This window comes from Micromonospora arida (assembly GCF_003857035.1).
Lineage (GTDB): Bacteria > Actinomycetota > Actinomycetes > Mycobacteriales > Micromonosporaceae > Micromonospora > Micromonospora arida.
Genome location: NZ_QGSY01000175.1, coordinates 80,493 through 103,141, shown reverse-complemented (window position 1 = coordinate 103,141; position 22,649 = coordinate 80,493). Strand labels below are relative to the sequence as shown.

Genomic DNA, 22,649 nt, shown 5'->3' with positions numbered 1-22,649 from the left:
GGCGCAGGCCGGACATACCGCCGTCCACCGGCAGCGACGAACCGGTCACCGACCTGGTCACGGGCGAGGCGAGGTAGACGACGGCGGCGGCAACCTCGTCGGCGGTCACCAGTCGGCCGGTCGGCTGGCGGGCGGCCAACTGGCGCTTCTCCGCCGTCGGGTCGGCCGCGCCGGCGAGCAGGCGGGCCACCCAGGGCGTGTCGACAGTGCCAGGGGCGACACAGTTGACCCGGACGCCCTCCGTCACCAGGTCGGCGGCCATGGCGAGGGTGAGGGCGTGCACGGCACCCTTCGACGCCGAGTACAGGGCGCGTTTGGGCAGACCGGTGGTCGCGGCGATCGAGGAGATGTTGACGATCGCCGCGGACGACGACCGGCGCAGGTACGGCAGGGCGACGGCGCTGGTTCGGGCCACGCCGGAGACGTTGACGTCGAGTACCCGGCTCCACTGCTCGTCGTCGTTCTCCTCCACAGTGCCCACGGCCGAGACGGCGGCGTTGTTCACCAGGATGTCGATGCCGCCGAACCTCTCCGCGACCGAGGCGACGGCCGCGCTGAGGGACGACCGGTCGGCCACGTCCGCCCGGACGCCGAGTACGCCGGGATCCTCCGGCAACCCGGCCAGTTCCAGGTCCAGGACACCCACTCGGGCGCCGGCGGCGGCGAACGCCCGCACGCAGGCAAGGCCGATCCCCGATCCACCTCCGGTCACCACCGCCACGAGACCGTCACACCGCATACTGCTCTCCCCTTCCGAGTGGTCCGCTGAGGTGACGCACCGCCGTCGATGAGGCCGTGCGGTCGTGCGTGTCGAGGTTCGTCAGACCCATGCCGGCCCGTCGGGGTACGCGTACGTGGCGAGGCTCTCCGGACGCATCGCGGCGGAGAACCCGGGGGCGCTGGGTGCCACGTAGTGCCCGTCCTTGATCACCACCGGATCGAGGAAGTGTTCGTGCAGGTGGTCGACGTACTCGACGACCCGGTCGCGCATCGAACCGGACACCGCCACGAAGTCGAACATCGACAGGTGCTGCACCAGCTCGCACAGGCCCACTCCCCCGGCGTGCGGGCACACCGGCACCCCGTACTTCACGGCCAGCAGCAGGATGGCGACGTTCTCGTTCACGCCACCCACCCGGCAGGCGTCGATCTGCACGACGTCGATGGCGTCGGCCTGGAGCAGCTGTTTGAACACGACCCTGTTCGCGACGTGCTCGCCGGTGGCGACCCGGATCGGCCCGCCGTCGGGTGCGCTGGTGGCGAGGGCGGATCGGATCGCCGCGTGGGCGAGCACGTCGTCGGGGCTGGTCGGTTCCTCGATCCACCACGGGTCGTACGGCGCCAGCTCCCGCATCCGGTCGACCGCCTCGGCGACGTCCCAACGCTGGTTGGCGTCGAGCGCGATCCGGATCTGCGGGCCGACCGCCTCGCGGGCGATCTTCAGGCGGCGGACGTCGTCGGCGGCGTCCGCGCCCACCTTCAGCTTGATCTGGGTGAACCCGTCGGCCACGGCCTGCCGGGCCAGCCGGACCACCTTGTCGTCGGAGTAGCCGAGCCAGCCGGGTGACGTGGTGTACGCGGGGTAGCCCCGCTCGGTCAGCCGGGCGATCCGGTCGGCCCGGCCCGGCTCGGCGGCGCGCAGGATCTCCAGCGCCTCGTCGGGGGTGAGGGCGTCGGTGAGGTAGCGCCAGTCGACCAGGTCGACGATCTGCTCGGGGCTGAGGTCGGCCAGGTAGCGCCAGACCGGCTTGCCCGCCCTCTTGGCGACCAGGTCCCACATCGCGTTGATCACCGCTGCGGCGGCCAGGTGCATCACGCCCTTCTCCGGGCCGAGCCAGCGCAGCTGCGAGTCGTGGGTGAGCGAGCGGGCGAACGCGCCGAGGTCCACGGTGTCCGGGTCGAGGCCGACCACGTACGGCACCAGCGCGTCGATGGCCGCCCGGCAGACGTCGTTGCCCCGCCCGATGGTGAAGGTGAATCCGTGCCCGTCCGGGCCGTCGTCAGTGCTCAGCACCAGGTACGCGGCCGAGTAGTCGGGGTCGGGGTTCATCGCGTCGGAGCCGTCGAGGTCCCGCGAGGTCGGGAACCGCACGTCGTACGTGTCGACGGAGGTGATCACCGCCATCAGGCGTCCCGGAGCGTGTTGCGCTGCCGGCCGAGGCCGTCGATCTCGACCTCCATCACGTCGCCGACGGCCAGGTACGGGAACCGGCCGGAGAGCGCCACCCCCTGCGGGGTGCCGGTGTTGATGACGTCGCCCGGGTCCAGGACTGTGTACTGGGACAGGTGCCAGATCAGGTACGCCACGTCGAAGATCATGTCTTTGGTGCTGGAGTCCTGGCGGGGCTCGCCGTTGACCCAGGAACGCAGCCGCAGCGCCTGCGGGTCGCCGATCTCGTCGGCGGTGACCAGCCACGGGCCGAGCGGTTGGAACGTCTCACAGGACTTGCCCTTCGACCACTGGCCACCGGAGACCGCGAGTTGGAAGTCCCGCTCGGAGACGTCGTTGGACAGCACGTACCCGGCGATGTGCCCGAGGGCGTCGGCCGGTGAGGCGAGGTAGCGCACCGTCCGGCCGATCACCACCGCCAGCTCCACCTCCCAGTCGGTCTTCGTCGACCCGCGCGGGATCAGGACCTCGTCGTACGGGCCGACGACGGTGTTGGGCGCCTTGTAGAAGATGATCGGGTCGGTCGGTGGCGCGGCGCCCGACTCGGCGGCGTGCGCCGCGTAGTTCTGCCCCACGCAGAGCACCACGCCGGGCCGGGCGATCGGTGCGCCGACCCGCTGACCGGTGACGTCGATCTCGGGCAGGTCGGTGGCCTCGCGGACCCGCCGGACGCCGTCGCCGGCGAGGAACTCGCCGTCGATGTCGGCGGTGAGCGACGAGAGGTCGAAGTGCCGCCCATCGACGTACAGCACGGGGCGTTCCCGCCCCACGGGCCCGACGCGCATGAGTCTCACGAACCAACCTCCAGTGCATAGGTACGAGTCGCGACACAAGCCGGACGGCTGCTCGCGTCGATGATCACGGCGTCGGCACCTCGCTCGGCAGCAGACCCTCGGCCTTGAGATCGGCCCACAACGCGCCGGGCACGTCCCACTCGAACATCGCCACGTTGTCGGCGATCTGCTCCGGGTCCCGGGCGCCGACCACCACGCTGGCAACCGCCGGGTGCCCGAGCGGAAACTGGATCGCCGCGGCCCGCAGCGGTACGCCGTGCCGCTCGCACACCGACCGGATCGCGGTGGCCCGGTCCAGCAGCCCCTGCCCGGCCGGGGCGTAGTCGTAGTGGGCGCCCGGTGTCGGGTCGGCCAACAGGCCCGAGTTGTAGACGCCGGCGGCGATGATCGCAATCCCCTTCGCGTGAGCCAGCGGCAGCAACTCGTCGAGGCCGGACTGGTCGAGCAGCGTGTACCGGCCGGCGAGCATGAAGCAGTCGAAGTCGCCGGCGTGGGCCAGCTCGACCAGCGCCGGGGCCTGGTTCATCCCGGCGCTGACCGCGCCGATCTCGCCGGCCTCCCGCAACTGCGCCAACGCCGGGTACGCCCCGGCGACCGCCTCGGCGAGGTGGTCGTCCGGGTCGTGGATGTGCGCGATGTCGATCCGGTCCAGCCCCAACCGGGCCAGGCTCTCCGCGTGGGAACGACGTACCCCGGCGGCGGAGAAGTCGAACTGCGGCGTGAGGTCGGTCGGCTCGGCCCAGAACTCCTGCCGATCACCACCGTCCGGGACGAGCAGCCGACCCACCTTGGTGGAGAGGGTGAACGCGTCGCGCGGCTTGCCGGCGAGGGCCGCCCCGGCGCGCCGCTCGGAGAGGCCGCAGCCGTAGAGCGGGGCGGTGTCGAAGTAACGCAGCCCGAGATCCCAGGCCGCCTCGACTGTGGCGTGGGCTACCTCGTCACCGACGGCGTCGAACATTCCACCGATCGGGGCGAGCCCCAGCCCGAGCCGGGTCACCGCCACATCGGTACGCCCCAGGGTCACTGGTTCGGTGGCCTTCACGCGACCACCCCCTGCCCGTCATGGATGAACCGGATCACCGACTGACTCATCCGGTCGTAGTCGTGGTCGTTGTCCAGTTCACCAACAATGGCGAACACCCGCATCACCGCGATCCGGTCGGCGAGGGTGACCATCTCCGGCAGGTCCGACGAGATCAGCAGGATGGCCATTCCGCGCGCGGCGAGGCCGGCGATCAACTCGTGGAAGGCGGCCTTGGTGCGCACGTCGATGCCGACGGTGGGCTCGTCGATGATGAGCACGTCGCAGTCGGCCGCCAGCCACTTGGCCAGGCTGACCTTCTGCTGGTTGCCGCCGGAGAGCTGACCGGCGTGCTGGTCGGGCGAGGCGAGTCGGATGCCCAGCCGATCGGCGTACTCGTTGACCAGCAGCCGCTCGGAGCGGTCGCGGACCAGCCCCAGCCGGGCCAGCCGACGCCACACCGTCACCGCCGTGTTGCGGGCCACGGTCTGGTCGAGGAAGAGGCCCTCCTCCTTGCGGTTCTCGGTGACGTAGCCGATCCGGTACCGGTGCAGGGCGTCGCCCACGTCCCGGATCCGGGCCGGACGGCCGTGTACCCGCACCTCCCCGGAGCTGATCCGGTCGAGGCCGAGCAGCGCCTTGGCCAGCTCGCTGCGGCCCGCGCCGACCAATCCGTACAGGCCGACGATCTCACCGGGGCGGACGGCGAGGCTGACGTCGTGGTGGCCGGCGGTGGTGGCGACGGCATCGAGGACCAGCGCCGGTTCGACGTCCGCCGCGACGGTCCTGGGGGCGAGGTGCACCTGCTGGTACGCCCGGCCGACCATCAGGTCGACGATCTCCTCGCGGCTGTGGTCGGCGAGGGGTTCCGCCTCGGCGACGCTGCGCCCGTCGCGCAGCACGGTCACCGTGTCGGCGACCGCGAAGACCTCCTCCAGCTTGTGGCTGACCAGCACGGTGGCGTGACCCCGCTCGGACAGCCGACGCACGATGCCGTAGAGCCGGTCGGCCTCGTCGTTGGTCAGCGACGCTGTCGGTTCGTCGAGCAGCAGCACTGTCGAGTCCGCCGACAGCGCCTTGGCGATCTCCACCAGTTGCAGTTGGGCCACCGACAGCCGCGACACCGGCAGGTCGGGGTCCAGGTCGAGGTCGAGCAGGTCGAGGCAACGGCGGGCCTCGGTACGCAGCGCCGCCCGGTCGAGCAGGCCGGCGCGGCGGGGCAGGTGTTGCAGGCAGATGTTCTCGGCGACGCTGAACGCCGGGATCAGGTTCCGCTCCTGGTGCACGACACCGATGCCGGCCCGCTGGGCGTCCTGCGGGTTGCCCAGCTGCACCGCGCGCAGCTCACCGTCGGGCCCGGGCAGCCGCAACTGCCCACCGTCCGGTCGGTACACCCCGGTCAGGATCTTGATCAGGGTGCTCTTGCCGGCGCCGTTCTCGCCGAGCAGCGCGTGCACGCTGCCGGCGGTCAGAGTCAGCGTCGCCTCGTCCAGGGCGCGTACCCCGGGGAAGGTCTTGACCAGTTTCTCGGCGGACAGCACGACGGTCATCGTGAACCTCCGGAGAGCTTGTCGCGGAACTGACCGAGCAGCACCGCGCCGAGGACGACCGCGCCGATGATGAGGTCCACCCACCGTCGGTTGATGTCGAACTGCGACTGGCTCACATCGACCAGCCGCACCAGGAAGGCGGCGAGCACCGTGCCGGTCACGCTGATCATGCCGCCGGCCAGGGCCACCCCGCCGATGATCGGCGCGGCGAAGCTGGGCAGCAGCAGGTCGTCGCCGATCGAGGCGTTCACCGATCCGAAGGCGGCCACCACGATCACCGCGGCGAAGCCGGCCAGCAGCCCCGACAGGGTGTGGGCCAGCACCAACGCCCGGTCGTTGGAGATGCCCGACAGCCGGGCGGCGAACGGGTTGCCGCCGGAGGCGAGCAGATGCCGTCCGGGCACGGTGCGCCGGAAGAAGAGGGCGACCGCGACGGCGATCGCGACCGCCAGCAGGAAGACCACGGGTACGCCGGCCACTGACGCCTGCCCGAACTCGCGCAGGCCGGGCGAGTAGCCCTGGTAGGTGCCGGTGCCGTTCACCCCGTACCGCAGCCCTTCGAGGATCGTCATGGTGGCGAGGGTGACGATGAACCCGTTGATCCGGGTGAAGATCACCAACAGGCCGTTGACCAGCCCGACAACGGCGCCGAGGGCCAGCGCGGCGAGCACCGCGACCGGGGCGGGCAGCCCGGCGTCGACCATCAGCCAGCCCGAGGCCACCGCGCAGAAACCGGTGAGCACGCCCACCGAGAGGTTCATCTGACCGACGGCGAGCACCACCATCTGGGCCAGGCCGATGACGATCGGCAGGGCGAGGAAGCGCAGGAAGGCGTCCAGGGTGCCGGCGGTGAGCAGGTTGAAGTCGGTGGCGACAGCGAGTGCCGCGAACCCGAGCGCCGCGATCACCGCGAGGGTGAACTCGTTGGTCCGGATCACGCTCCTCATGATGATGACACCGCCCTTCGCTCGGCGAGCAGGGCCCGTAGCCGGTCCAGCGACAGCGCCGCGAGCAGCACGAGTCCGATGTAGAGCTTCAGCTCCTCCAGGGAGAACTGGAGCAGGTTGAGGCCCTTGTAGATGACCTGGGTGAGGGTCGCGCCGAGCGCGGTGCCGAGGACGCTGACCGCACCACCGGCGAGCAGCGTCCCGCCGAGCACCGGGGCCAGGAACGACGGCAGCAGGAACGACTCACCGATGTTGGCGGAGAAGGCCCCGTTGTTGGCGGCGAGCAGGAACCCGGCCAGTGCGGCGAGCAGCCCGCTCAACGCGTGCGCGGCGACGACCCGGCGGTGCGTGGGGATGCCGGACAGCTCGGCGGCGACCGTGTTGGAGCCGGTCATCAGGATCTCCCGGCCCAGCCGGGCGTGCCGGAACAGCACCCCGACACCGAGCGCCGCCGCGACCGCGATCGGCACGACCAGCGGGATCCGCGGCCCGCAGACCTCGCCCATGCAGTAGTCGGCGAAGGTGTCGAAGCGCAGGGCGGAGAGTCCACTCGGCTGCACCGCGAACGACACCCCGCCGGTCGCCCAGGTGTAGAGGATCGTGACCAGGCCCAGCAGCCCGAAGTCGAGCGCGAGGGTGACCACGAAGGAGTTCACGCCGGTCTTGGCGATGAGCAGGCCGGCGAGCGCGCCGATGCCCGCCCCGACGGCGAGACCCACGAGCAGTCCGACCAGCAGTGGGACGCCGAGCCGGTCGTAGGCCAGGCCCATCGCGAAGGTGGACAGCGCGGCCATCCGGCCCACGGCCATGTTCATGTGCCCGAGCGAGAGCACGGCGAGCTGGGCGAGACCGACCACGACGTACACGCTGATGTCGGCCTGCAGCGGTGCCAGGGTGAGGCGGGGGTCGAGAAACGCGGGGGTGAGCGACGAGAAGAGGACGACCAGCACGGCGATGACGATGAGCAGGCCGAGCCGGGGGTTCGCCCAGACCGGCAGGGCCCTGGCCGACGGCCTGGGCTCCGCGGCCGGAGGCACCGCCGGCGCCTCCGGCGCTGTTTCCGTCTTCACGCCACCCTCCTGTCCTCGATCGCGTCGCGGTCCCAGTCGATGCCGAGGCCCGGCTCGCCGGGGGCGAGCGCGTGGCCGTCGACGATCGCGATCTCGGTCCGGGTGATCGCGCGCAGTTGCGGGATGTGCTCGACGTAGCGGCTGTTCGGCACGGCCGCGCAGAGGCTCACGTGCAGTTCCATCAGGAAGTGCGGGCAGACCACCACGTTGCACGCCTCGGCCAGGTGGGCCACCTTGAGCCACGGGGTGATGCCACCGATGCGTGCGACATCGACCTGGACGACGCCGGCCGCCTGCCGGCGTAGGTACTCGGCGAACTGGCCGATCGAGTACATCGACTCCCCCACCGCCACCGGGATGCTCGTCGCGCGGGCCAGCAGCTCGTGCCCGGCGACGTCGTCGGCGGGCAGCGGCTCCTCGAACCAGGCGAGCTGGTGCGGTTCGAGCAGCCGGGCCCGGCGGATCGCCTCGGCGGCGGTCAGCGACTGGTTGGCGTCGACCATCACGTCGAAGTCGTCGCCGAGGGCCGCCCGGACCGCGCCGATGCGAGCGGCGTCCTCGGCCGGGTTGGGTTTGCCGACCTTCAGCTTGACGCCGGGCCAGCCGGCCGCCTGGGACGCCTTCGCGCCGGCGACCAGCTCGTCCTCGGTGAGGTGCAGCCAGCCACCCTCGGTGTCGTACAACGGGATGCGGTCCTTCGCGCCGCCGGCGAGCACCCACAGCGGCAGGCCGGCGGCGCGGGCGCGCAGGTCCCACAGCGCGGTGTCGATCGCGGCGAGCGCCAACGAGGTGATGGCCCCGACCGCGGTGGCGCGGGTGGCGGCGTGCAGGTCCCGCCAGAGCGCCTCCACCCGGGCGGCATCTCGGCCGACCAGGTGCGGCAACAGGTAGTCGCGCAGCAGTGCGAGCACCGCCGTGCCGCCGGTCCCGATCGTGTACGCGTACCCCGTGCCGTGCCCGCCGTCGGCCGTGCGCACCTCGACGAAGAGCGTCTCCTGTTTCAGAAACGCCTGTACCGCGTCGGTGCGGACGGTCTCGACGGGAATGTCGACGAGGTACGCCTCGGCCCTGGTGATGGTCGACATCAGCTGCACTTGAGCAGGTCGCCGTCGAACTTCTTCCGCAGTGCCTCGGTGGTGGAGGTACGGTCGGCCTCGTAGCCGTCCAGGTTGTCCTTGGTCACCACGAACGAGCCCGAGTCGATGGTCACTCCGGGTTCGGCCATGGTGCAGCCGCCGCTGAGCTTCATCAGGGCGTACGAGCCGACCTGGGCCTGACCGACCGGGTTCTGCAGGACGGTGGCGGCCACCGAGCCGCCGCGCAGCCCGTCGAGGACCGTCGGGTCGTCGTCGATGGCGATGACCTTGATGGGCAGCTTCGACTGGCGGACGCCCTCGGCCGAGGCGACCGCCGGGTTGTAGGCGGTGTTCACGATCGCCTGGATCTGGCGGCCCTTCGCGGCGAGGAGGTCGGCCACGGCCCTCTGCGCGCTCTGCAGATCCTTGTCGATGTCGGTGACGCTCTGGAGCAGGGTCACCTTGCCACCGGTTTCGGCGACCGCCTTCTCCACGCCCGCGATCCGGCGTTGGGTGTTGGAGTCGACCTTGTTCCCGGTCAGGTGCACCAGGTTGCCCTGACCGCCCATCGCGTCGATGGCGGCCTTGGCGCCCTTGTAGGCGGCGACCTCCACGTCCGTGGAGAGGCAGAAGTCGGCCTTGTTGGCCCCGGCCGGGCAGGAGGCCAGCGAGCCGACGGGGAAGCCCTGCCGCTTGAGGTCCTCGAAGGTGGAGTTGATGTTGTCCGGCGAGACGCCGAAGACGCCGAAGGCGTTGTAGCCCTGCGCTGCCAGGGACTTGAGCACGTCGTTCTGCTTGGTCTGGTCCCAGCCCGCGGTCTCGTTGAAGGTGACGTCGCCGAGAGCCAGCTCCGTCTTGGCCTTGGCACCGGCGTCCTTCCAGGGCTGGAAGTACGGGTGCGAGCCGCCGGGCACGAGCGCGACCTTGACCTGCGCCGGTTCCCGGCCACCGGCTTCGGCGTCGGTGGTGTCGCTCTTCTTCGTGCAGGCCACAGTGGTCGTGGCGAGGGCCACGACGGTCAGGCCGGAGCCGATTCGGGACAGCATTCTGCGCGACATGTTCGTCTCCTCGGGGGTGGTGGTGGCGAGACGGTGGCGGAGGAACCTATTTCCTATAGGATGTTGCTTTGCTAGTGTGTACTCGCTCACACCGGCACAGTCAAGGGGTTGCTGAGGAGACGAGATGGCCCAGCAGGAACCTCGCGAGGGTCGACTCCGTCCCGCCCGTCGACTCACCCTCGCCGAGGACGTCTACGAGTCGATAAAGACGCTGGTCATGGACCACATCCTTCCGCCCGGCGAGCGGGTCAACATCGACGCGCTCGCCCGGGAGCTCGACGTCTCCCCCACCCCGGTCCGCGAGGCCCTCGCCCGGCTGGAGGCCGACGGCCTGGTCCGTAAACGCCCGCTCTCCGGCTACACCACCACGCCGCTGCTGAGCCGTGCCGAGTTCGACGACCTGTTCGACGTCCGCCAACTGCTGGAGGGCGCCACCGCCGGACGGGCCGCCACGCACGCCTCCGCCGAAGCCCGCGAACGGATCAGCGCCGAGGCGGCTGCGAGCATCGACGTGGAGGCCGGCGACGGCTATCGCCGACACGCCGCCTTCACCGCGCTGGACGCGAAGTTCCACGACCTGATCGCGGAAGTCTCCGGCAGCCCTCTGCTGCGGGACACCATCACGCGGCTGCACTCACACCTGCACCTGCACCGGCTGTACTTCCCGGTCGCCGGCGCACCGGACACCAACACCGAGCACCAGCGCATCGCCGCCGCCATCGTCGCCGGCGACGCGGCAGCCGCCACCGAGGCGATGCGCGCCCACCTCAGCGCCGCCCGGGAGCGTCACCTGCCCGCCTTCGACCAGCTCCCCGCCCCCGCAACACCGCGCGACTCGGCGTGATCCACCCCCCACACCTCCGAGGAGCCGCCATGCGGATCGCCCTCTTCATCACCTGCGTCAACGACCTCGCGTTCCCGGCCACCGGCATCGCGGTCACCCGCATCCTGCGGCGACTCGGCCACACCGTCGACTTCCCCGCCGACCAGACCTGCTGCGGGCAGATGCACGCCAACACGGGTTACCGGGCCGAGGCCATGCCGATGGTGCGCAACTACGTCGACGTCTTCGACTCCTACGACGCCATCGTCGCGCCGTCCGGGTCGTGCACCGCGATGATCCGCGACCAGTACCCGCGCCTGCACGCGCCGGCCACGTCGGTGGCCGCCCGCACGTACGAGCTGTCCGAGTTGCTCGTCGACGTTCTCGGCGTCACCGACGTCGGCGCCGAGTTCCCGGAGACGGTCACCTACCACCCGACCTGCCACGGCCTGCGCATGCTGCGCCTCGGCGACCGGCCGCTGACTTTGCTGCGCCAGGTGCGCGGGATCCAACTGGTCGAGTTGGGCGACGCCGAGGAGTGCTGTGGCTTCGGCGGCACGTTCGCACTGAAGAACCCGGACGTCTCCACCGCCATGCTCACCGACAAGTGCGCCCGGGTCCGCGACACCGGCGCACGGGTGCTCGCCGCAGCCGACAACTCCTGCCTGGCGCACATCGGCGGCGGCCTCGACCGCCACCGCTCAGGCGTACGGGCCGTGCACTACGCCGAGATTCTCGCCGAGACGGGAGCCACCTCATGAGCCATCCGGTCGCACCCGCCACCGGGGGCGGGCGGATCCGCACGCCGCTGCCCTTTCCCACCGCCGCGAAGCCGGCTGTCGCCGACACGCAGCTCCGGGCCAACCTGCACCGGGCCACCCGCACCATCCGGGCCAAGCGAGCCCGGGTCGTCGACGAGGTACCCGACTGGGAGGCTCTGCGCGACGCCGGCTCGGCGATCAAGGCGGACGTCCAACGTCGGTTGCCGGAGTTGCTGGAGCAGTTCGAGGCGTCCGTCACCGCCGCCGGCGCCACAGTGCACTGGGCCCGCGACGCGGCCGAGGCGTGCCGGATCGTGGTCGAGCTGACCCGGGCCACCGGGGCCGACGAGGTCGTGAAGGTCAAGTCGATGGCGACCCAGGAGATCGAGCTCAACGAGGCGCTGGAAGCCGCCGGGATCGCCGCGTACGAGACCGACCTCGCCGAGCTGATCGTGCAGCTCGGCGAGGACACCCCCTCGCACATCCTGGTGCCGGCGATCCACTACAACCGGGCCCAGATCCGGGAGATCTTCGAGCGTCGCATGGCCGACGCGCCGAGCGACCTGAGCGACGAACCGGCCGCGCTGGCCGAGGCGGCCCGCGCCCACCTGCGACGGCGTTTCCTCTCGGCCCGGGTCGCCGTCTCCGGCGCCAACTTCGCCGTCGCCGACACCGGCACGCTCGTGGTGGTCGAGTCCGAGGGCAACGGCCGCATGTGCCTCACCCTCCCGGAGACGCTGATCAGCGTCGTCGGCGTCGAGAAGCTGCTGCCGACCTTCACCGACCTGGAGGTCTTCCTGCAACTGCTGCCGCGGTCCTCGACCGGTGAGCGGATGAACCCGTACACCTCGATGTGGACCGGCGTCACCCCCGGGGACGGCCCGCAGGACGTGCACGTGGTGCTCGTCGACAACGGCCGCTCCGCTGTGCTCGCCGACCCGGTCGGGCGGCCCGCGCTGTCCTGCATCCGCTGCTCCGCGTGCCTCAACGTCTGCCCGGTGTACGAGCGGGCCGGCGGGCACGCGTACGGCTCGGTGTACCCGGGCCCGATCGGCGCGATCCTGTCGCCGCAGCTGACGGGTGTTGCCGACAACGCCTCACTGCCGTACGCGTCGACCCTCTGCGGCGCCTGCTACGACGTGTGCCCCGTGAAGATCAATATTCCGGAGATCCTGGTCCACCTCCGCCAGCAGGCACCGCACCCGCCCGCCGAACGGGCCACCATGCGCGTCCTGTCCTGGGTGATGCGCAGCCCTCGACGTTGGGCCGCCGCCCTGCGCCTGGCCCGGGCCGGCGCGGGGCCGCTCGGGGCGTACCGTGAGCGGCGCACCGGCGCTCGCACGCTGCGGCGACTGCCCTGGCCCGCGTCGGCGTGGACCCGGTCGCGTGACGTGCCGCTGCCCGCGCCGCAGACCTTCCGGGAATGGTGGGGAAAACAGTGAGCGCACGTGACGAGATCCTGGCGCGGCTCCGGACGGCGCTGGCCGACAGCCCGCCGCCGGTGCAGGTGCCCCGCGGGTACCGCCGGGTCGACGACCGCCCCAATCTGATCGACACCCTGGTCGACCGCCTGGAGGACTACCGGGCGGTCGTCCACCACGGCATCGACGCCCTACCTCGGCTGCTCAGCGAGGTCGACCGGCTCGCCGTACCCATCGACGTCCCCGCCGACTGGCTGGCCGGCTACGCGGGAGAGCTGCACCGCGACGCGCCCCCGCTGTCACCGGCCGCGCTCGACGACCTGGACGCGGTCCTGACCGGCTGCGCCGTCGTGGTCGCCGACACCGGCACCATCATCCTGGACGCCGGCCCGGCGCAGGGTCGACGTGCGCTCACCCTGGTGCCCGACCGGCACATCTGCGTCGTCCGCACCGACCAGGTCGTCGGCCTGCTGCCGGAGGCGCTGACCCGACTTGACCCGCGCGCGCCACTGACCTGGATCTCCGGCCCGTCCGCGACGAGCGACATCGAGCTGAACCGGGTCGAGGGAGTGCACGGCCCGCGCCGCCTGGAGGTCGTCCTGATCGGCTCAGGAGTCTGACGACACCTGCTCGCGGGTCTCGCCCGCCGGGTCCCGCAGCGGGACGCCGCGCACGTTGAGCAGCATGACGATGCCCACGCCGACCACCAGGGCGATGTCGGCGACGTTGCCGACGAAGAACCCGGCGTAGTCGATGAAGTCCACCACGTGCCCCCGCGCGAACCCCGGCTCCCGGAAGAGCCGGTCCAGCAGGTGCGTCGTCGCGCCGCCGAGCACCAGGCCCAACGCCACCGCCCAGGCGCGCGACGTGACCCGCCACGCCACGACCGTCACCGCGACCACCGCCGCCGCCGCGAACACCGCGAAGATCCAGGTGTACGCCGAGCCGACCGAGAAGGCCGCGCCCGGGTTGTACAAGAGCCGCAGTTGCAGCAGGTCACCGAGGAGGGTGATGGTCTGCCCGTCGGACAGCGCGGACTCGGCCCAGTACTTGGTGGCCTGATCGGCGGCGAGCACCACGGCAGCGATCAACACGACGGCGCGGAACATCCCGGAACCCTAGCCGGTCACCGCGGGCCGTCACCACCGGAGCGCGAGGGCCTGTCCGACGGATCCCGCCGGGCGTGATGCCTGCATGTGGCAATTGCAAAGAACTTGCAACTGTGCCACCGTGATCATCAACTGTTGCGGCTGCACCTGCATGCCCACGCCGAGTTCCCCACACCACAGGAGCGTTCCGTGACCCGGATCCGTCCGACCTTCCGACGGCTCGTGGCGTCGACAGCAGCGGCCGGGATGCTCGTCCTCGCCGCCTGCTCGACCCCGACCAGTCCGGACAGCCCAGCCGGCGGCGCGACACTGGTCGTGGCCACCTCCGACGAGCCGGACGCACTCAACCCGGTGCTCAACTTCGGCGTCGACGGCGCTGCGCTGATCTTCGACGGGCTCGTCGCCCGCGACAGTGACAACCGCCTCGTCCCCGCGCTGGCCACGGCCCTGCCGACGGTTTCGCCGGACGGACGCACCGTGACCGCCACACTGCGTGACGGGGTGCAGTTCCACGACGGCGCCACGCTGAGCGCGGCGGACGTCGCCTTCACCTACCAGGCGGTGCTGGACCCGAAGGTGGACTCCACGCTCCGCTCCGACCTGGACATGGTGGAGTCGGTGACCGCGCCCGACGCGACCACTGTCGTGTTCCGGCTGCGCTACCCGTACGCGCCGTTCCTGCAGCGACTCACCCTCGGCATCGTGCCGTCGAAGCTGCTCAGCGGGCAGGACATCAACACCACCGGGTTCAACCGGAAGCCGATCGGGACCGGGCCGTACAAGGTCGAGTCCTGGACGCCGGGTGACCGGCTGGTGCTCACCGCGAACGAGCGCTACTTCGGTGGCCGGCCGGCGAACAACCGGGTCGTGGTGGCGTTCGTCGCCGACGACAACGTCCGCGCCCAGCGGATGCGGGCCGGCGAGTTCGACGCCGCCGAGCTGCCGCCGAAGCTCGCCTCCGGATTCGACTCCGACACCGCGTACCGGGTGCAGCGGGTGCCGACCGCCGACTACCGGGGCGTGATGCTGCCGATGGGCAACCCGGTCCTCGCCGACCCGGCGGTCCGCCGGGCGCTCAACCTCGCCGTCGACCGGGCCGCGATGGTCTCCGGCATCCTCGGTGGCGCCGGCGAGCCGGCGTTCGGGCCGGTCCCCCCGACCTCCGAGTTCGCCGACCCTTCGACAGTCGGCACGCCGACCGCCGACGCGACGGCGGCGAGCGCGCTGCTCGACGCGGCCGGTTGGAAGCCCGGTTCGGGTGGGGTGCGGGCCAAGGACGGCCGGCCGGCCCGGTTCACGCTGATGTACCCGGCAACCGACACCCTGCGCAAGGACCTGGCCCTGGCCGTCACCGCCGACGCGAAGAAGATCGGCATCGAGGTCACGCCGGCCGGGCTCACCTGGGACGCCATCGACCCGCGGATGAAGTCCGACGCCCTGCTGATGGGCTACGGCACGCCGTACGACCCGGACTTCGTCTCGTACAAGCTGTTCAGCTCCCAATTCGCAGGGCAGGGCTACTTCAACCCTGGCTCGTACCGCTCCGAGGTGACGGACCGCGCTCTTCAGGAGGGCCGCGACCAGATCGACCCGGCTCTTCGCAAGGCCGCGTACGCGCAGTTCCAGAAGCAGTTGGCCACTGACGTGCCGTGGCTGTTCCTCACCTACCTGCGGCACACCTACGTGCTGAAGTCCTCCGTCCAGGGCACGGCCCCCCGGGTCGAGGCGCACGAGCACGGGGTGGCGAACAGCATCTGGTGGAACATCAACACCTGGACGCGCTCATGACCCGCTCCGGCCGACTGGCCGGGGCCGGGGCGGTGGTCCGACGCCGCCTCCTGGTAGCCGTGCCCGTGCTCGCCGCGACGAGCATCGGGATGTTCGCCCTGGGGGCCGCCTCACCTGTCGACCCCGCCAAGCAGTACGCGGGCGCGGCGGCCTTCACCGCCAGCGAGGAGAACCTGGCACAGATCCGCGCCAACTGGGGTGTCGACGACCCGCTGCCGGTGCAGTACCTGCGCTGGATCGGCAACCTGGTCCAGGGCGATCTGGGCTGGTCGACGAGTCGTCACGAGCCGGTCGCCTCGGTGCTCTCCGCCCGGGCCGGCTGGACGCTGCTGCTGATCGGCGTTGCCCTGGCCCTGGCCCTGGTCGGGAGCCTGCTACTGGGCTCGTTGGCCGCGTACCGCAGGGGTGGGCTGTTCGACCGCGCGCTGCGGACTGCCGCCTATGCGGTGCAGTCGATGCCGGTGTTCTGGCTGGGCCTGGCCGCGATCGCCGTGTTCGCGCTGGCCCTGGGCTGGTTTCCGGCGGGTGGGCTCACCGATGTCACAGCGACCAGCACCTCGTGGGCCGACGTGGCGCACCACCTGATCCTGCCGGTCGGAGTGCTGGCCGTTTCCCAGGCACCGTGGTTCGTGCTGTTCGTCCGGGACGCGGTAGCGGAGAGCATGCGCGACGACCACGTGCTCGCGGCGCGGGCCCGCGGGTTGCCCGGGCGGACGGTCCTGTTCGGGCACGCGTTACGGACCGCGCTGCTGCCGTTCCTCACCCTGGTCGGCACCCACCTGCCCGAGCTGGTCGGCGGGGCGGTGCTTGTCGAGACGGTCTTCTCGCTGCCGGGCCTCGGTGCCGTCACGGTGGCCGCCGCGCTGGGCAGCGACTTCCCGCTGTTGGCGGCGATCACGCTGGTCACCACCGCCGTGGTGCTGGCCGCGAACCTCACGACCGACCTCGCCTACGCCGCCGCCGACCCAAGGGTGCGACTCGATGGCTGACCTTGCAACCCGACCGCCGCTGCTCCACCTGGCCCGGTCCCGGCTGCGGCTGCGACCCGGCCAGACCGGCGTCGTCATCGCCGGCCTGGTCCTGCTGGTGGCCGTCGTCGGTTCGCTGCTCGCTCCGCTCGTCTGGCCGCTCGACCAGAGCGCGGTCGCGCTGGACCAGACCCGGTTGGCACCGTCCTGGACCCACCTCGCTGGCACCGACGACCTGGGCCGCGACGTGGCACACCGGGCCGTCTACGGACTGCGGGTCTCGTTGCTCGTCGGCGCGGTCGCCGCCCTCGTGGCCACGGTTCTCGGGGGCGTGGTCGGCGGGATCGCCGGCATGCTCGGCGGCCGGGTGGACCGGCTCCTGATGCGGATGGTGGACACCATCGCCGCGATGCCCCACCTGCTGCTGGGCATCTTCATCGTCGCCATGCTGCGTCCCAGCCTCGGCGCGGTGATCGCCTCCGTCGGGCTCACCCACTGGCTCTCCACCGCCCGCATCGTCCGATCCGAGTTGTTGAGCCTGCGGACCCGACCGTTCGTCGACGCCGCGATCAGCGGTGGGGCCGGCCGATTCCGGGTCCTCACCCGACACCTGCTGCCGCACGTCCTGCCCCGGCTGGCGTTGGCCACCACCCTGATGATCCCGCACGCGGTATGGCACGAGACCGCCCTGTCGTTCCTCGGCCTGGGCCTACCGCCGCACCTCGCCTCACTCGGCAACATGATCAATGACGGTCAGGGGTCGCTGCTGACAGGTGCCTGGTGGGCCAGCCTGGCGCCGGGCGCGGTCATCGTCGTCGTCACCCTGGCCATCGCGGTCCTCGCCGCCCGCTGGCGCGACCGCCTCGATCCCCGGGTCCGAGCGGAGCTGCACCTGTGACCACCACCGAATCCGGTCCCGCCATCGCGTCGCCCCGCGCCGGCACGAGTGAGCCGCTGCTCACCGTTGATGGCCTCGGCGTCGAGTTCCGACTCCGCGACGCGACGGTGCGTGCCGTCAGCGACCTCAACCTCACCGTACGGGCCGGCGAGTTGCTCGCCATCGTCGGCGAGTCCGGCTGCGGCAAGTCCGTCCTGGCCCACGCCCTGCTCGGCCTGCTGCCCGGCAACGCCACGACCACCGGCCACGCCGTCCTGCACGAGCCGGACAGCGAACCGGTCGACCTGATCACCTGCGGTCAGCGCCACCTGGCGCGCAGAGTGCGTGGGCGCCGGGTCGGGCTGGTGCCGCAGAGCCCGGCCACCGCCCTGAACCCGGTGCGCACCGGACGCCGACTGCTCGCCGAGACGCTGCGGGCGCACGGCCACGACCGCGCCGACGCCGACCAACTGGCTGTCGACGTCGGGCTCGACCCAGCGGACCTCGACCGCTACCCCCACGAACTCTCCGGTGGCATGGCACAGCGTCTGGTCACCGCGCTCGCGCTGGCACCCGACCCGTCGCTGCTCATCGCCGACGAGCCCACCACCGGGTTGGACCGACCCCTGGTCGACCACACCCTCGACCTGCTGAGACGCCGCTGCGACAACGGCTCGGCCGTCGTGCTCATCACGCACGACCTGGCAGCCGCGCAACGGGTCGCCGACACCGTCGCCGTCATGTACGCCAGCCGCATCGTGGAACACCGCGACACCGACCGACTCTTCACCGCACCGGCCCACCCGTACGCCTCGGCGCTGCTCGACGCCCTGCCGGACCGTGCCTTCCGGCCGGTGCCGGGCGACCCGCCGATGCTCACCGCGCTGCCTCCGGGCTGCGCGTTCGCGCCCCGCTGCCCGCACCGCACCGACACCTGCGCGAGCCAGCCGCCGCCGACGCCGATCGCCGACGACGGCACCGTCGCCTGCCACCACCCGATCCGCACCGGAGCCGTCACGTGACCAGTCCAGAACACCTGCTCGCCGACGAGGTGACCGTCGGGTACGGCCGTCAGGTCGTGCTCGACGGTGTCACGGTGCGGGTCGGCCGGGACGAGACGGTCGGACTCCGCGGCCCGTCCGGATGTGGCAAGTCGACACTGGTCCGGGTCCTGGCCCTCCTGCACCGCCCGGACCACGGCCAGGTCAGCATCGACGGCACGCCGGTCCACGGAGTGCGGTACGCCGTGCCGGTCGACCTGCGGACCCGCGTCGCCGTCCTGTTCCAGAGCCCGCGCGCCGCCGCCGATCCCCGGCTGAGCCTGGACGACCTGATCGCCGAACCGCTACGTGCCGTCCGAACCCCCGAGGCGACGGTTCGGGAGCGGGTGGCCGAACTCGCCGACCTCGTCGGCCTCACCGCCGACCTGCGCGGCCGACGGCCACACGCGGTGTCCGACGGGCAACTGCAACGCGCCTGCCTCGCCCGGGCCCTCGTACACCGGCCGGACTACCTGCTCTGCGACGAGGCCACGGCGATGCTGGACGCCTCGACCCAGGCGCACGTCGCCGCCGTCATCCGCGACTACCAGCGGACCCAGCGGGCTGGCGTCCTGGTCATCACCCACGACCAGACCCTGCTGGACCACTGGAGTGACCGGATCGTCGACCTCGCCGGTGCAGCGAGGGCGCGCACCTGACCCGCACTCCGGGCCGTCGCGAATGCCAGGGGCAACGGGCGATCGGCATCGGAGGTCCGCCTCCGCCACTCGGGCGCGACAGCGTCAGCCGACGTCGAGCTGCACCCGCCGGGCGCGGGAGTCGGGGCGGCCCGCCGAGGATGCCGGCGAGGATCTCCGCGCCGTCGACGACCCTCGGGCCGGGGCGGTTGAAGTAGGCAGGCCCGTCGACCACCCACACCTGCCCCTGACGAACCGCGGGCAGGTCCGCCCAGCCGGGTTGCGCGGTCGCCACGGACAGCTCATCGATGGTTCGCTCCGGCGTGAACCCGCACGGCCCGAACACCACCACGTCGGGGGCCAGGTCCGCGACCACCGACCACGGGTGCGGGGTGCTGTGCGCACCCGGCCCGAGCAGCAGCGACCGCCCACCCGCGTAGGTGATCTGCTCCGGAACCCAGTGCCCGCCCGGCATCAACGGGTCGAGCCACTCGACGAACAGCACCGTCGGCGCGCCGGGCACCGGCCCTGGCAACGCGGCGAGGCGACGCTCGGCGTCGGCTCGGATCTCCGCCGCCCTGCCTTCGGTGCCGGTCAGCGCGGCCACGGCATCGACAGTGTCCAGGATCCCGTCGATGGTCCGCGCCTCCAGGGACATTACCCTGGTGTCGAGATCGATCAGACCAACCGCGTCGTTGACCCGCTCGTAGGAGACCGCACACACGTCGCACAGATCCTGGGTCAGGATCAGATCCGGCTTCAACCGCTCCAGCATGGCGACGTGGAGCTGGTACAACGACGAGCCTCGGTGCGCGTCACCGGCGATCGCCGCCGAGATCTCCCGGCTCGTCAAGGTCTCCGGCAGGGACGTCGCGGTCACCGCCGGGACGTCGGCCAGGGCCCCCGGCGGCCAGTCACACTCGTGGGTACGGCCGACCAGGTGCCCGGTCAGGCCGAGCATGGCCACGATGTCCGTGGCCGCCGGCAGCAGGGAAACGATGCGCACAACCGCCTGCCTACCAGGCGCGACCGCGCCACGTCCACTTGTGCGAGCCGTCGCTGTAGGGGAACTTCTCGTCACCGGGCCGCAGGATGCTCACCGAAGCCAGCTGAGGAAGCGTGCCGACTCGCAAACGTGTCGACGGCCAGTGGAAGGACCTTGGTCAGCCCTTGACGGAGGGCCGAGGCGCTAACGGATGGTGAAGGTCAGCGGGTTCGAGATGCCGATACCGCCGTGGGAATCATGGACCCGCACGGTGAAGGTGGACGACGTGCCGGCCGACAGGGCCGTCTGGAACTGGTAGCGCTGTCCGCTGTTGGTCGGCGTCACGGCCAGCCGGGTCGCCCCGAGGTACAACTCCACGCGGCTGACGAGGTCCCCGGGGTCGGTGTCGGCGACGTCGGCGACCAGCGTGACGGTCGTCGGCTCGAGGAAGTAGGTCTGCCCGCCGGGGGTGCTCAACGCCACTGCCGGCGGGTGGTTGGTGCCGGTGGACGCCGGCGTCACCACCGTGACCAGCAACGGCGGCGCAGCGCCAGACAGCGACTGGTCGGTGCCGGCCGAGACGTACAGCACGAAGGTGGTGCTGGTGCCGGGCTCCCCGATCGGTGGTGTCCACAGCGCCTCGAACCGGTCACCGGTCGTCCTCACCCCCCGGGCCACCGTGACGCCGTCCACCCGGAACGACACCGAGGTGATGCTGTGTCCGCCTCCCACGGTCGCGGTCGCAGCCAGCGGGACGGTTCCCGGCGTGGTGTACACCGCGCCGGCGGTCGGGCTGAGCCAGGTGACGATCGCCGGCCAGTCAGCGACCGGCGGTGTGGTCGTCCGGGTCGGCGTCACGCTGGGCAGGACGCCGCCGGTGCACGTGACGCCGTTGAGCGTGAACGACGCTGGTATGGGGTTGCTGCCCGACCAGGCGCCAACGAAACCGATGTTCGCGGAGCCATTGGTGCCAAGGGTCGCGTTCCAGCCCAGATTGGTCGCGCTGACCTGCTGGCCCGCCTGGGCCCAGGTGGCGCTCCAGGTTTGCGTGAGCCGCTGGTCGACTGCTGGGAACGCGAACCGCAGCGTCCACCCGTTGACTGGGTCACCCAAGTTGGTGACCGCGATGTCGGCGTGGAAGCCACCGGTCCACTGGCTGGTGACGACGTAGTTCACCCGACACCCGGCCGCCGCGTTCGCCGCACTGGCGTGTGAGATCGCGGCCATCATCGCGACCATGGCAACAGCGATGGCGGCCACAGCAGTCAGCGACTTCCGCATGGCACACCTCGCCGTAAATAGTTGGACGTCTATGAATATCTCGACTGTCCTGCTGCTCCACCTTCCTGTCAAGGCACGCACGGCAGTCCTGCCGCCGGCAGGACAACGGACAGCCCGCCATGGCTGATCGGTAGCGGCCACAGCGCCGAACAGGCAGAAGAGTGGACAGCGCAGCTTCCCGCCTGGACCGCGACTGACCGCCAGGTCCTGGACGACTTCGCGTCAAAGAACGCAACGAAGTGGGCGGCCAAGTCCCGGCAGAAAACCGAGCGCCGGGTACGCGAGCCTGCAATGTGGACCGGCGAGTGAGCAGATCACCAGACTGACGGCCATCAGTCAGCCTGCGAGTCACAGCGCGGGTGCACCCTCTCGTGATGTGGGCGCCGGTAGCGGTAGTACCAGCCGGGTCAGTCGTCTTCGGCACCGTCGAGCAGCGCGCGCCGCAGCGCCAGCCGGTGCTTCCGGCGGATCTCCGCCTCCCGGTACCGCCGCCGGTCACCGTCGGTCTCCGGTAGCAGCGGCGGCACCGTACGAGGCTGGCCGTCGTCGTCGATGGCGACCATGACCAGGTGGGCGGTGGCCACGTCGGTGGGTGGCACCGCCCGGTCCCACCGGTCGGCGGTCACCTTGACCGCGACCTCCATCGAGCTGCGACCGGCCCAGGTGATCCGCGCGTCGACATGCACGACGTCGCCGACCCGCACCGCCCGCAGGAACGCGGTCTCGTCGATGGCGGCGGTGACCGCCGGCCCGTCGGAATGGCGGGCGGCGACCACACCAGCGACGGAGTCGATGAGGTTGAGGATCCGGCCGCCGTGGACCGTACCCATCAGGTTGGTGTGGTGCTGATCCATGATCTGCGACAGGGTCAGGTGCGACGCCGACGGCGCTCGGCCGGCGATCGTGGTGGTGTCGTGCACAGCGGTAGTCCGTCCCTCGGGAAACCACACCGCCGGAACACGGGCACACGCTGACGAGGACACACCGGCGCACACCGCCCCGGCACGTCACCCGCTCAGCCCACCCACGAGGCCGACGGCAGCGCACACGGTTGTGTACGCGGCGCGGGCAGGTCTTCGGACTCGCGGGCCCGACCGGCTCCACGCCGGTCCCCTACTGGCCGTCGCTTCCCAGGCCACTGGCCCAGTGCTGATGACGGCGGTCGTTCCCACTCACCGCTGCGGGGCAGCCCCGGATTCCCACCGGGTTCCCTCTTACGACGCCCGGCCAGCTCACGACCGGACGAACCAGCGCCACCGGGAGCATAGCTGG

The 22,649-nt window shown here is 71.3% G+C and carries 22 protein-coding genes and 1 riboswitch; of the genes, 9 read left to right on the top strand and 13 right to left on the bottom strand.

Annotated features, from left to right (window positions below):
• The 9 genes from DLJ58_RS15800 to DLJ58_RS15760 all read right to left on the bottom strand — a co-directional run.
• A partial coding sequence (locus DLJ58_RS15800) for an SDR family NAD(P)-dependent oxidoreductase (RefSeq protein WP_148097990.1) occupies positions 1 to 739 on the bottom strand: 739 nt, incomplete at its 3' end.
• Positions 740 to 820: 81 nt separating this feature from the next.
• Positions 821 to 2,125 carry an L-fuconate dehydratase gene (locus DLJ58_RS15795; protein ID WP_124857154.1) on the bottom strand — a complete coding sequence of 435 codons (1,305 nt, stop codon included), beginning with the start codon at positions 2,123 to 2,125 and terminating at the stop codon, positions 821 to 823.
• Positions 2,125 to 2,964 carry a fumarylacetoacetate hydrolase family protein gene (locus tag DLJ58_RS15790; protein ID WP_124857152.1) on the bottom strand — a complete coding sequence of 280 codons (840 nt, stop codon included), beginning with the start codon at positions 2,962 to 2,964 and terminating at the stop codon, positions 2,125 to 2,127. The genes DLJ58_RS15795 and DLJ58_RS15790 overlap by 1 nt, the downstream gene beginning before the upstream one ends.
• 64 nt (positions 2,965 to 3,028) lie before the next feature.
• Positions 3,029 to 4,006, bottom strand: coding sequence for an aldo/keto reductase (locus DLJ58_RS15785; RefSeq protein ID WP_124857150.1), 978 nt, complete (start codon positions 4,004 to 4,006; stop codon positions 3,029 to 3,031).
• The gene (locus DLJ58_RS15780) at positions 4,003 to 5,535 is read right to left on the bottom strand and encodes a sugar ABC transporter ATP-binding protein (protein WP_124857148.1); all 1,533 of its coding nucleotides are present in this window, start codon (positions 5,533 to 5,535) and stop codon (positions 4,003 to 4,005) included. Before DLJ58_RS15780 ends, DLJ58_RS15785 begins: the two co-directional genes overlap by 4 nt.
• Positions 5,532 to 6,473: an ABC transporter permease gene (locus tag DLJ58_RS15775; protein WP_158629597.1), complete on the bottom strand. Its 942-nt coding sequence runs from the start codon at positions 6,471 to 6,473 to the stop codon at positions 5,532 to 5,534. Before DLJ58_RS15775 ends, DLJ58_RS15780 begins: the two co-directional genes overlap by 4 nt.
• A gap of 5 nt (positions 6,474 to 6,478) precedes the next feature.
• Positions 6,479 to 7,552: an ABC transporter permease gene (locus DLJ58_RS15770; protein WP_124857144.1), complete on the bottom strand. Its 1,074-nt coding sequence runs from the start codon at positions 7,550 to 7,552 to the stop codon at positions 6,479 to 6,481.
• Positions 7,549 to 8,637: a mandelate racemase/muconate lactonizing enzyme family protein gene (locus tag DLJ58_RS15765; protein ID WP_124857142.1), complete on the bottom strand. Its 1,089-nt coding sequence runs from the start codon at positions 8,635 to 8,637 to the stop codon at positions 7,549 to 7,551. The genes DLJ58_RS15770 and DLJ58_RS15765 overlap by 4 nt, the downstream gene beginning before the upstream one ends.
• Positions 8,637 to 9,686, bottom strand: coding sequence for a sugar ABC transporter substrate-binding protein (locus DLJ58_RS15760; RefSeq protein ID WP_208741122.1), 1,050 nt, complete (start codon positions 9,684 to 9,686; stop codon positions 8,637 to 8,639). Before DLJ58_RS15760 ends, DLJ58_RS15765 begins: the two co-directional genes overlap by 1 nt.
• Positions 9,687 to 9,810: 124 nt before the next feature.
• On the opposite strand from DLJ58_RS15760, the gene DLJ58_RS15755 reads away from it, so the two are divergent.
• From DLJ58_RS15755 to DLJ58_RS15740, 4 genes are read left to right on the top strand one after another with little or no spacing between them, the layout of a single operon-like run.
• Complete coding sequence (locus tag DLJ58_RS15755; RefSeq protein WP_124857140.1) at positions 9,811 to 10,530, top strand: GntR family transcriptional regulator; 720 nt, start codon at positions 9,811 to 9,813, stop codon at positions 10,528 to 10,530.
• A gap of 29 nt (positions 10,531 to 10,559) precedes the next feature.
• Positions 10,560 to 11,270, top strand: a complete 711-nt coding sequence (locus DLJ58_RS15750) for a (Fe-S)-binding protein (RefSeq protein WP_124857138.1) — start codon at positions 10,560 to 10,562, stop codon at positions 11,268 to 11,270.
• Positions 11,267 to 12,712 carry a LutB/LldF family L-lactate oxidation iron-sulfur protein gene (locus DLJ58_RS15745; protein WP_124857136.1) on the top strand — a complete coding sequence of 482 codons (1,446 nt, stop codon included), beginning with the start codon at positions 11,267 to 11,269 and terminating at the stop codon, positions 12,710 to 12,712. The genes DLJ58_RS15750 and DLJ58_RS15745 overlap by 4 nt, the downstream gene beginning before the upstream one ends.
• A complete protein-coding gene (locus tag DLJ58_RS15740) occupies positions 12,709 to 13,311 on the top strand; it encodes a LutC/YkgG family protein (RefSeq protein ID WP_244218957.1) in 603 nt (200 codons plus the stop codon). Before DLJ58_RS15745 ends, DLJ58_RS15740 begins: the two co-directional genes overlap by 4 nt.
• On the opposite strand, the gene DLJ58_RS15735 is transcribed toward DLJ58_RS15740, so the two are convergent.
• Positions 13,300 to 13,800: a signal peptidase II gene (locus DLJ58_RS15735; RefSeq protein ID WP_124857132.1), complete on the bottom strand. Its 501-nt coding sequence runs from the start codon at positions 13,798 to 13,800 to the stop codon at positions 13,300 to 13,302. The two genes, DLJ58_RS15740 and DLJ58_RS15735, sit on opposite strands and share 12 nt — an antisense overlap.
• Before the next feature lie 189 nt (positions 13,801 to 13,989).
• Between DLJ58_RS15735 and DLJ58_RS15730 the strand changes: the two genes are divergently transcribed.
• Genes DLJ58_RS15730 through DLJ58_RS15710 form a run of 5 tightly spaced genes read left to right on the top strand, consistent with a single transcriptional unit; the run spans position 13,990 to position 19,132 of the window.
• Positions 13,990 to 15,588 carry an ABC transporter substrate-binding protein gene (locus DLJ58_RS15730; protein WP_244218956.1) on the top strand — a complete coding sequence of 533 codons (1,599 nt, stop codon included), beginning with the start codon at positions 13,990 to 13,992 and terminating at the stop codon, positions 15,586 to 15,588.
• Positions 15,558 to 16,577, top strand: a complete 1,020-nt coding sequence (locus DLJ58_RS15725) for an ABC transporter permease (RefSeq protein WP_244218955.1) — start codon at positions 15,558 to 15,560, stop codon at positions 16,575 to 16,577. The genes DLJ58_RS15730 and DLJ58_RS15725 overlap by 31 nt, the downstream gene beginning before the upstream one ends.
• Positions 16,570 to 17,454 (top strand): ABC transporter permease, encoded by an 885-nt coding sequence (locus DLJ58_RS15720; protein WP_124857130.1) that lies wholly within the window; start codon positions 16,570 to 16,572, stop codon positions 17,452 to 17,454. The genes DLJ58_RS15725 and DLJ58_RS15720 overlap by 8 nt, the downstream gene beginning before the upstream one ends.
• A complete protein-coding gene (locus tag DLJ58_RS15715) occupies positions 17,451 to 18,455 on the top strand; it encodes an ABC transporter ATP-binding protein (protein WP_124857128.1) in 1,005 nt (334 codons plus the stop codon). The genes DLJ58_RS15720 and DLJ58_RS15715 overlap by 4 nt, the downstream gene beginning before the upstream one ends.
• Positions 18,452 to 19,132, top strand: coding sequence for an ABC transporter ATP-binding protein (locus DLJ58_RS15710; protein WP_244218954.1), 681 nt, complete (start codon positions 18,452 to 18,454; stop codon positions 19,130 to 19,132). The genes DLJ58_RS15715 and DLJ58_RS15710 overlap by 4 nt, the downstream gene beginning before the upstream one ends.
• Here DLJ58_RS15710 and DLJ58_RS15705 read toward each other — a convergent pair.
• From DLJ58_RS15705 to DLJ58_RS15695, 3 genes are all read right to left on the bottom strand, one after another.
• Complete coding sequence (locus tag DLJ58_RS15705; protein ID WP_124857124.1) at positions 19,053 to 20,117, bottom strand: ABC transporter substrate-binding protein; 1,065 nt, start codon at positions 20,115 to 20,117, stop codon at positions 19,053 to 19,055. The genes DLJ58_RS15710 and DLJ58_RS15705 overlap by 80 nt on opposite strands.
• A gap of 183 nt (positions 20,118 to 20,300) precedes the next feature.
• Positions 20,301 to 21,377, bottom strand: a complete 1,077-nt coding sequence (locus DLJ58_RS15700; RefSeq protein ID WP_158629596.1) for a cellulose-binding domain-containing protein — start codon at positions 21,375 to 21,377, stop codon at positions 20,301 to 20,303.
• Positions 21,378 to 21,784: 407 nt separating this feature from the next.
• Positions 21,785 to 22,231, bottom strand: a complete 447-nt coding sequence (locus DLJ58_RS15695) for an acyl-CoA thioesterase (RefSeq protein ID WP_238684380.1) — start codon at positions 22,229 to 22,231, stop codon at positions 21,785 to 21,787.
• Between the two features lie 196 nt (positions 22,232 to 22,427).
• A riboswitch (cobalamin riboswitch) is annotated at positions 22,428 to 22,644 on the bottom strand.
• Between the last annotated feature and the right edge of the window lie 5 nt (positions 22,645 to 22,649).

What these genes read in the sequence shown, in the direction of transcription:
- DLJ58_RS15795 (WP_124857154.1), bottom strand. Translation starts at nt 2,125, where the DNA reads ATGGCGGTGATCACCTCCGTCGACACGTACGACGTGCGGTTCCCGACC.
- DLJ58_RS15780 (WP_124857148.1), bottom strand. Translation starts at nt 5,535, where the DNA reads ATGACCGTCGTGCTGTCCGCCGAGAAACTGGTCAAGACCTTCCCCGGG.
- DLJ58_RS15765 (WP_124857142.1), bottom strand. Translation starts at nt 8,637, where the DNA reads ATGTCGACCATCACCAGGGCCGAGGCGTACCTCGTCGACATTCCCGTC.
- DLJ58_RS15760 (WP_208741122.1), bottom strand. Translation starts at nt 9,686, where the DNA reads ATGTCGCGCAGAATGCTGTCCCGAATCGGCTCCGGCCTGACCGTCGTG.
- DLJ58_RS15755 (WP_124857140.1), top strand. Translation starts at nt 9,811, where the DNA reads ATGGCCCAGCAGGAACCTCGCGAGGGTCGACTCCGTCCCGCCCGTCGA.
- DLJ58_RS15750 (WP_124857138.1), top strand. Translation starts at nt 10,560, where the DNA reads ATGCGGATCGCCCTCTTCATCACCTGCGTCAACGACCTCGCGTTCCCG.
- DLJ58_RS15745 (WP_124857136.1), top strand. Translation starts at nt 11,267, where the DNA reads ATGAGCCATCCGGTCGCACCCGCCACCGGGGGCGGGCGGATCCGCACG.
- DLJ58_RS15735 (WP_124857132.1), bottom strand. Translation starts at nt 13,800, where the DNA reads ATGTTCCGCGCCGTCGTGTTGATCGCTGCCGTGGTGCTCGCCGCCGAT.
- DLJ58_RS15720 (WP_124857130.1), top strand. Translation starts at nt 16,570, where the DNA reads ATGGCTGACCTTGCAACCCGACCGCCGCTGCTCCACCTGGCCCGGTCC.
- DLJ58_RS15700 (WP_158629596.1), bottom strand. Translation starts at nt 21,377, where the DNA reads ATGCGGAAGTCGCTGACTGCTGTGGCCGCCATCGCTGTTGCCATGGTC.
- DLJ58_RS15695 (WP_238684380.1), bottom strand. Translation starts at nt 22,231, where the DNA reads ATGGATCAGCACCACACCAACCTGATGGGTACGGTCCACGGCGGCCGG.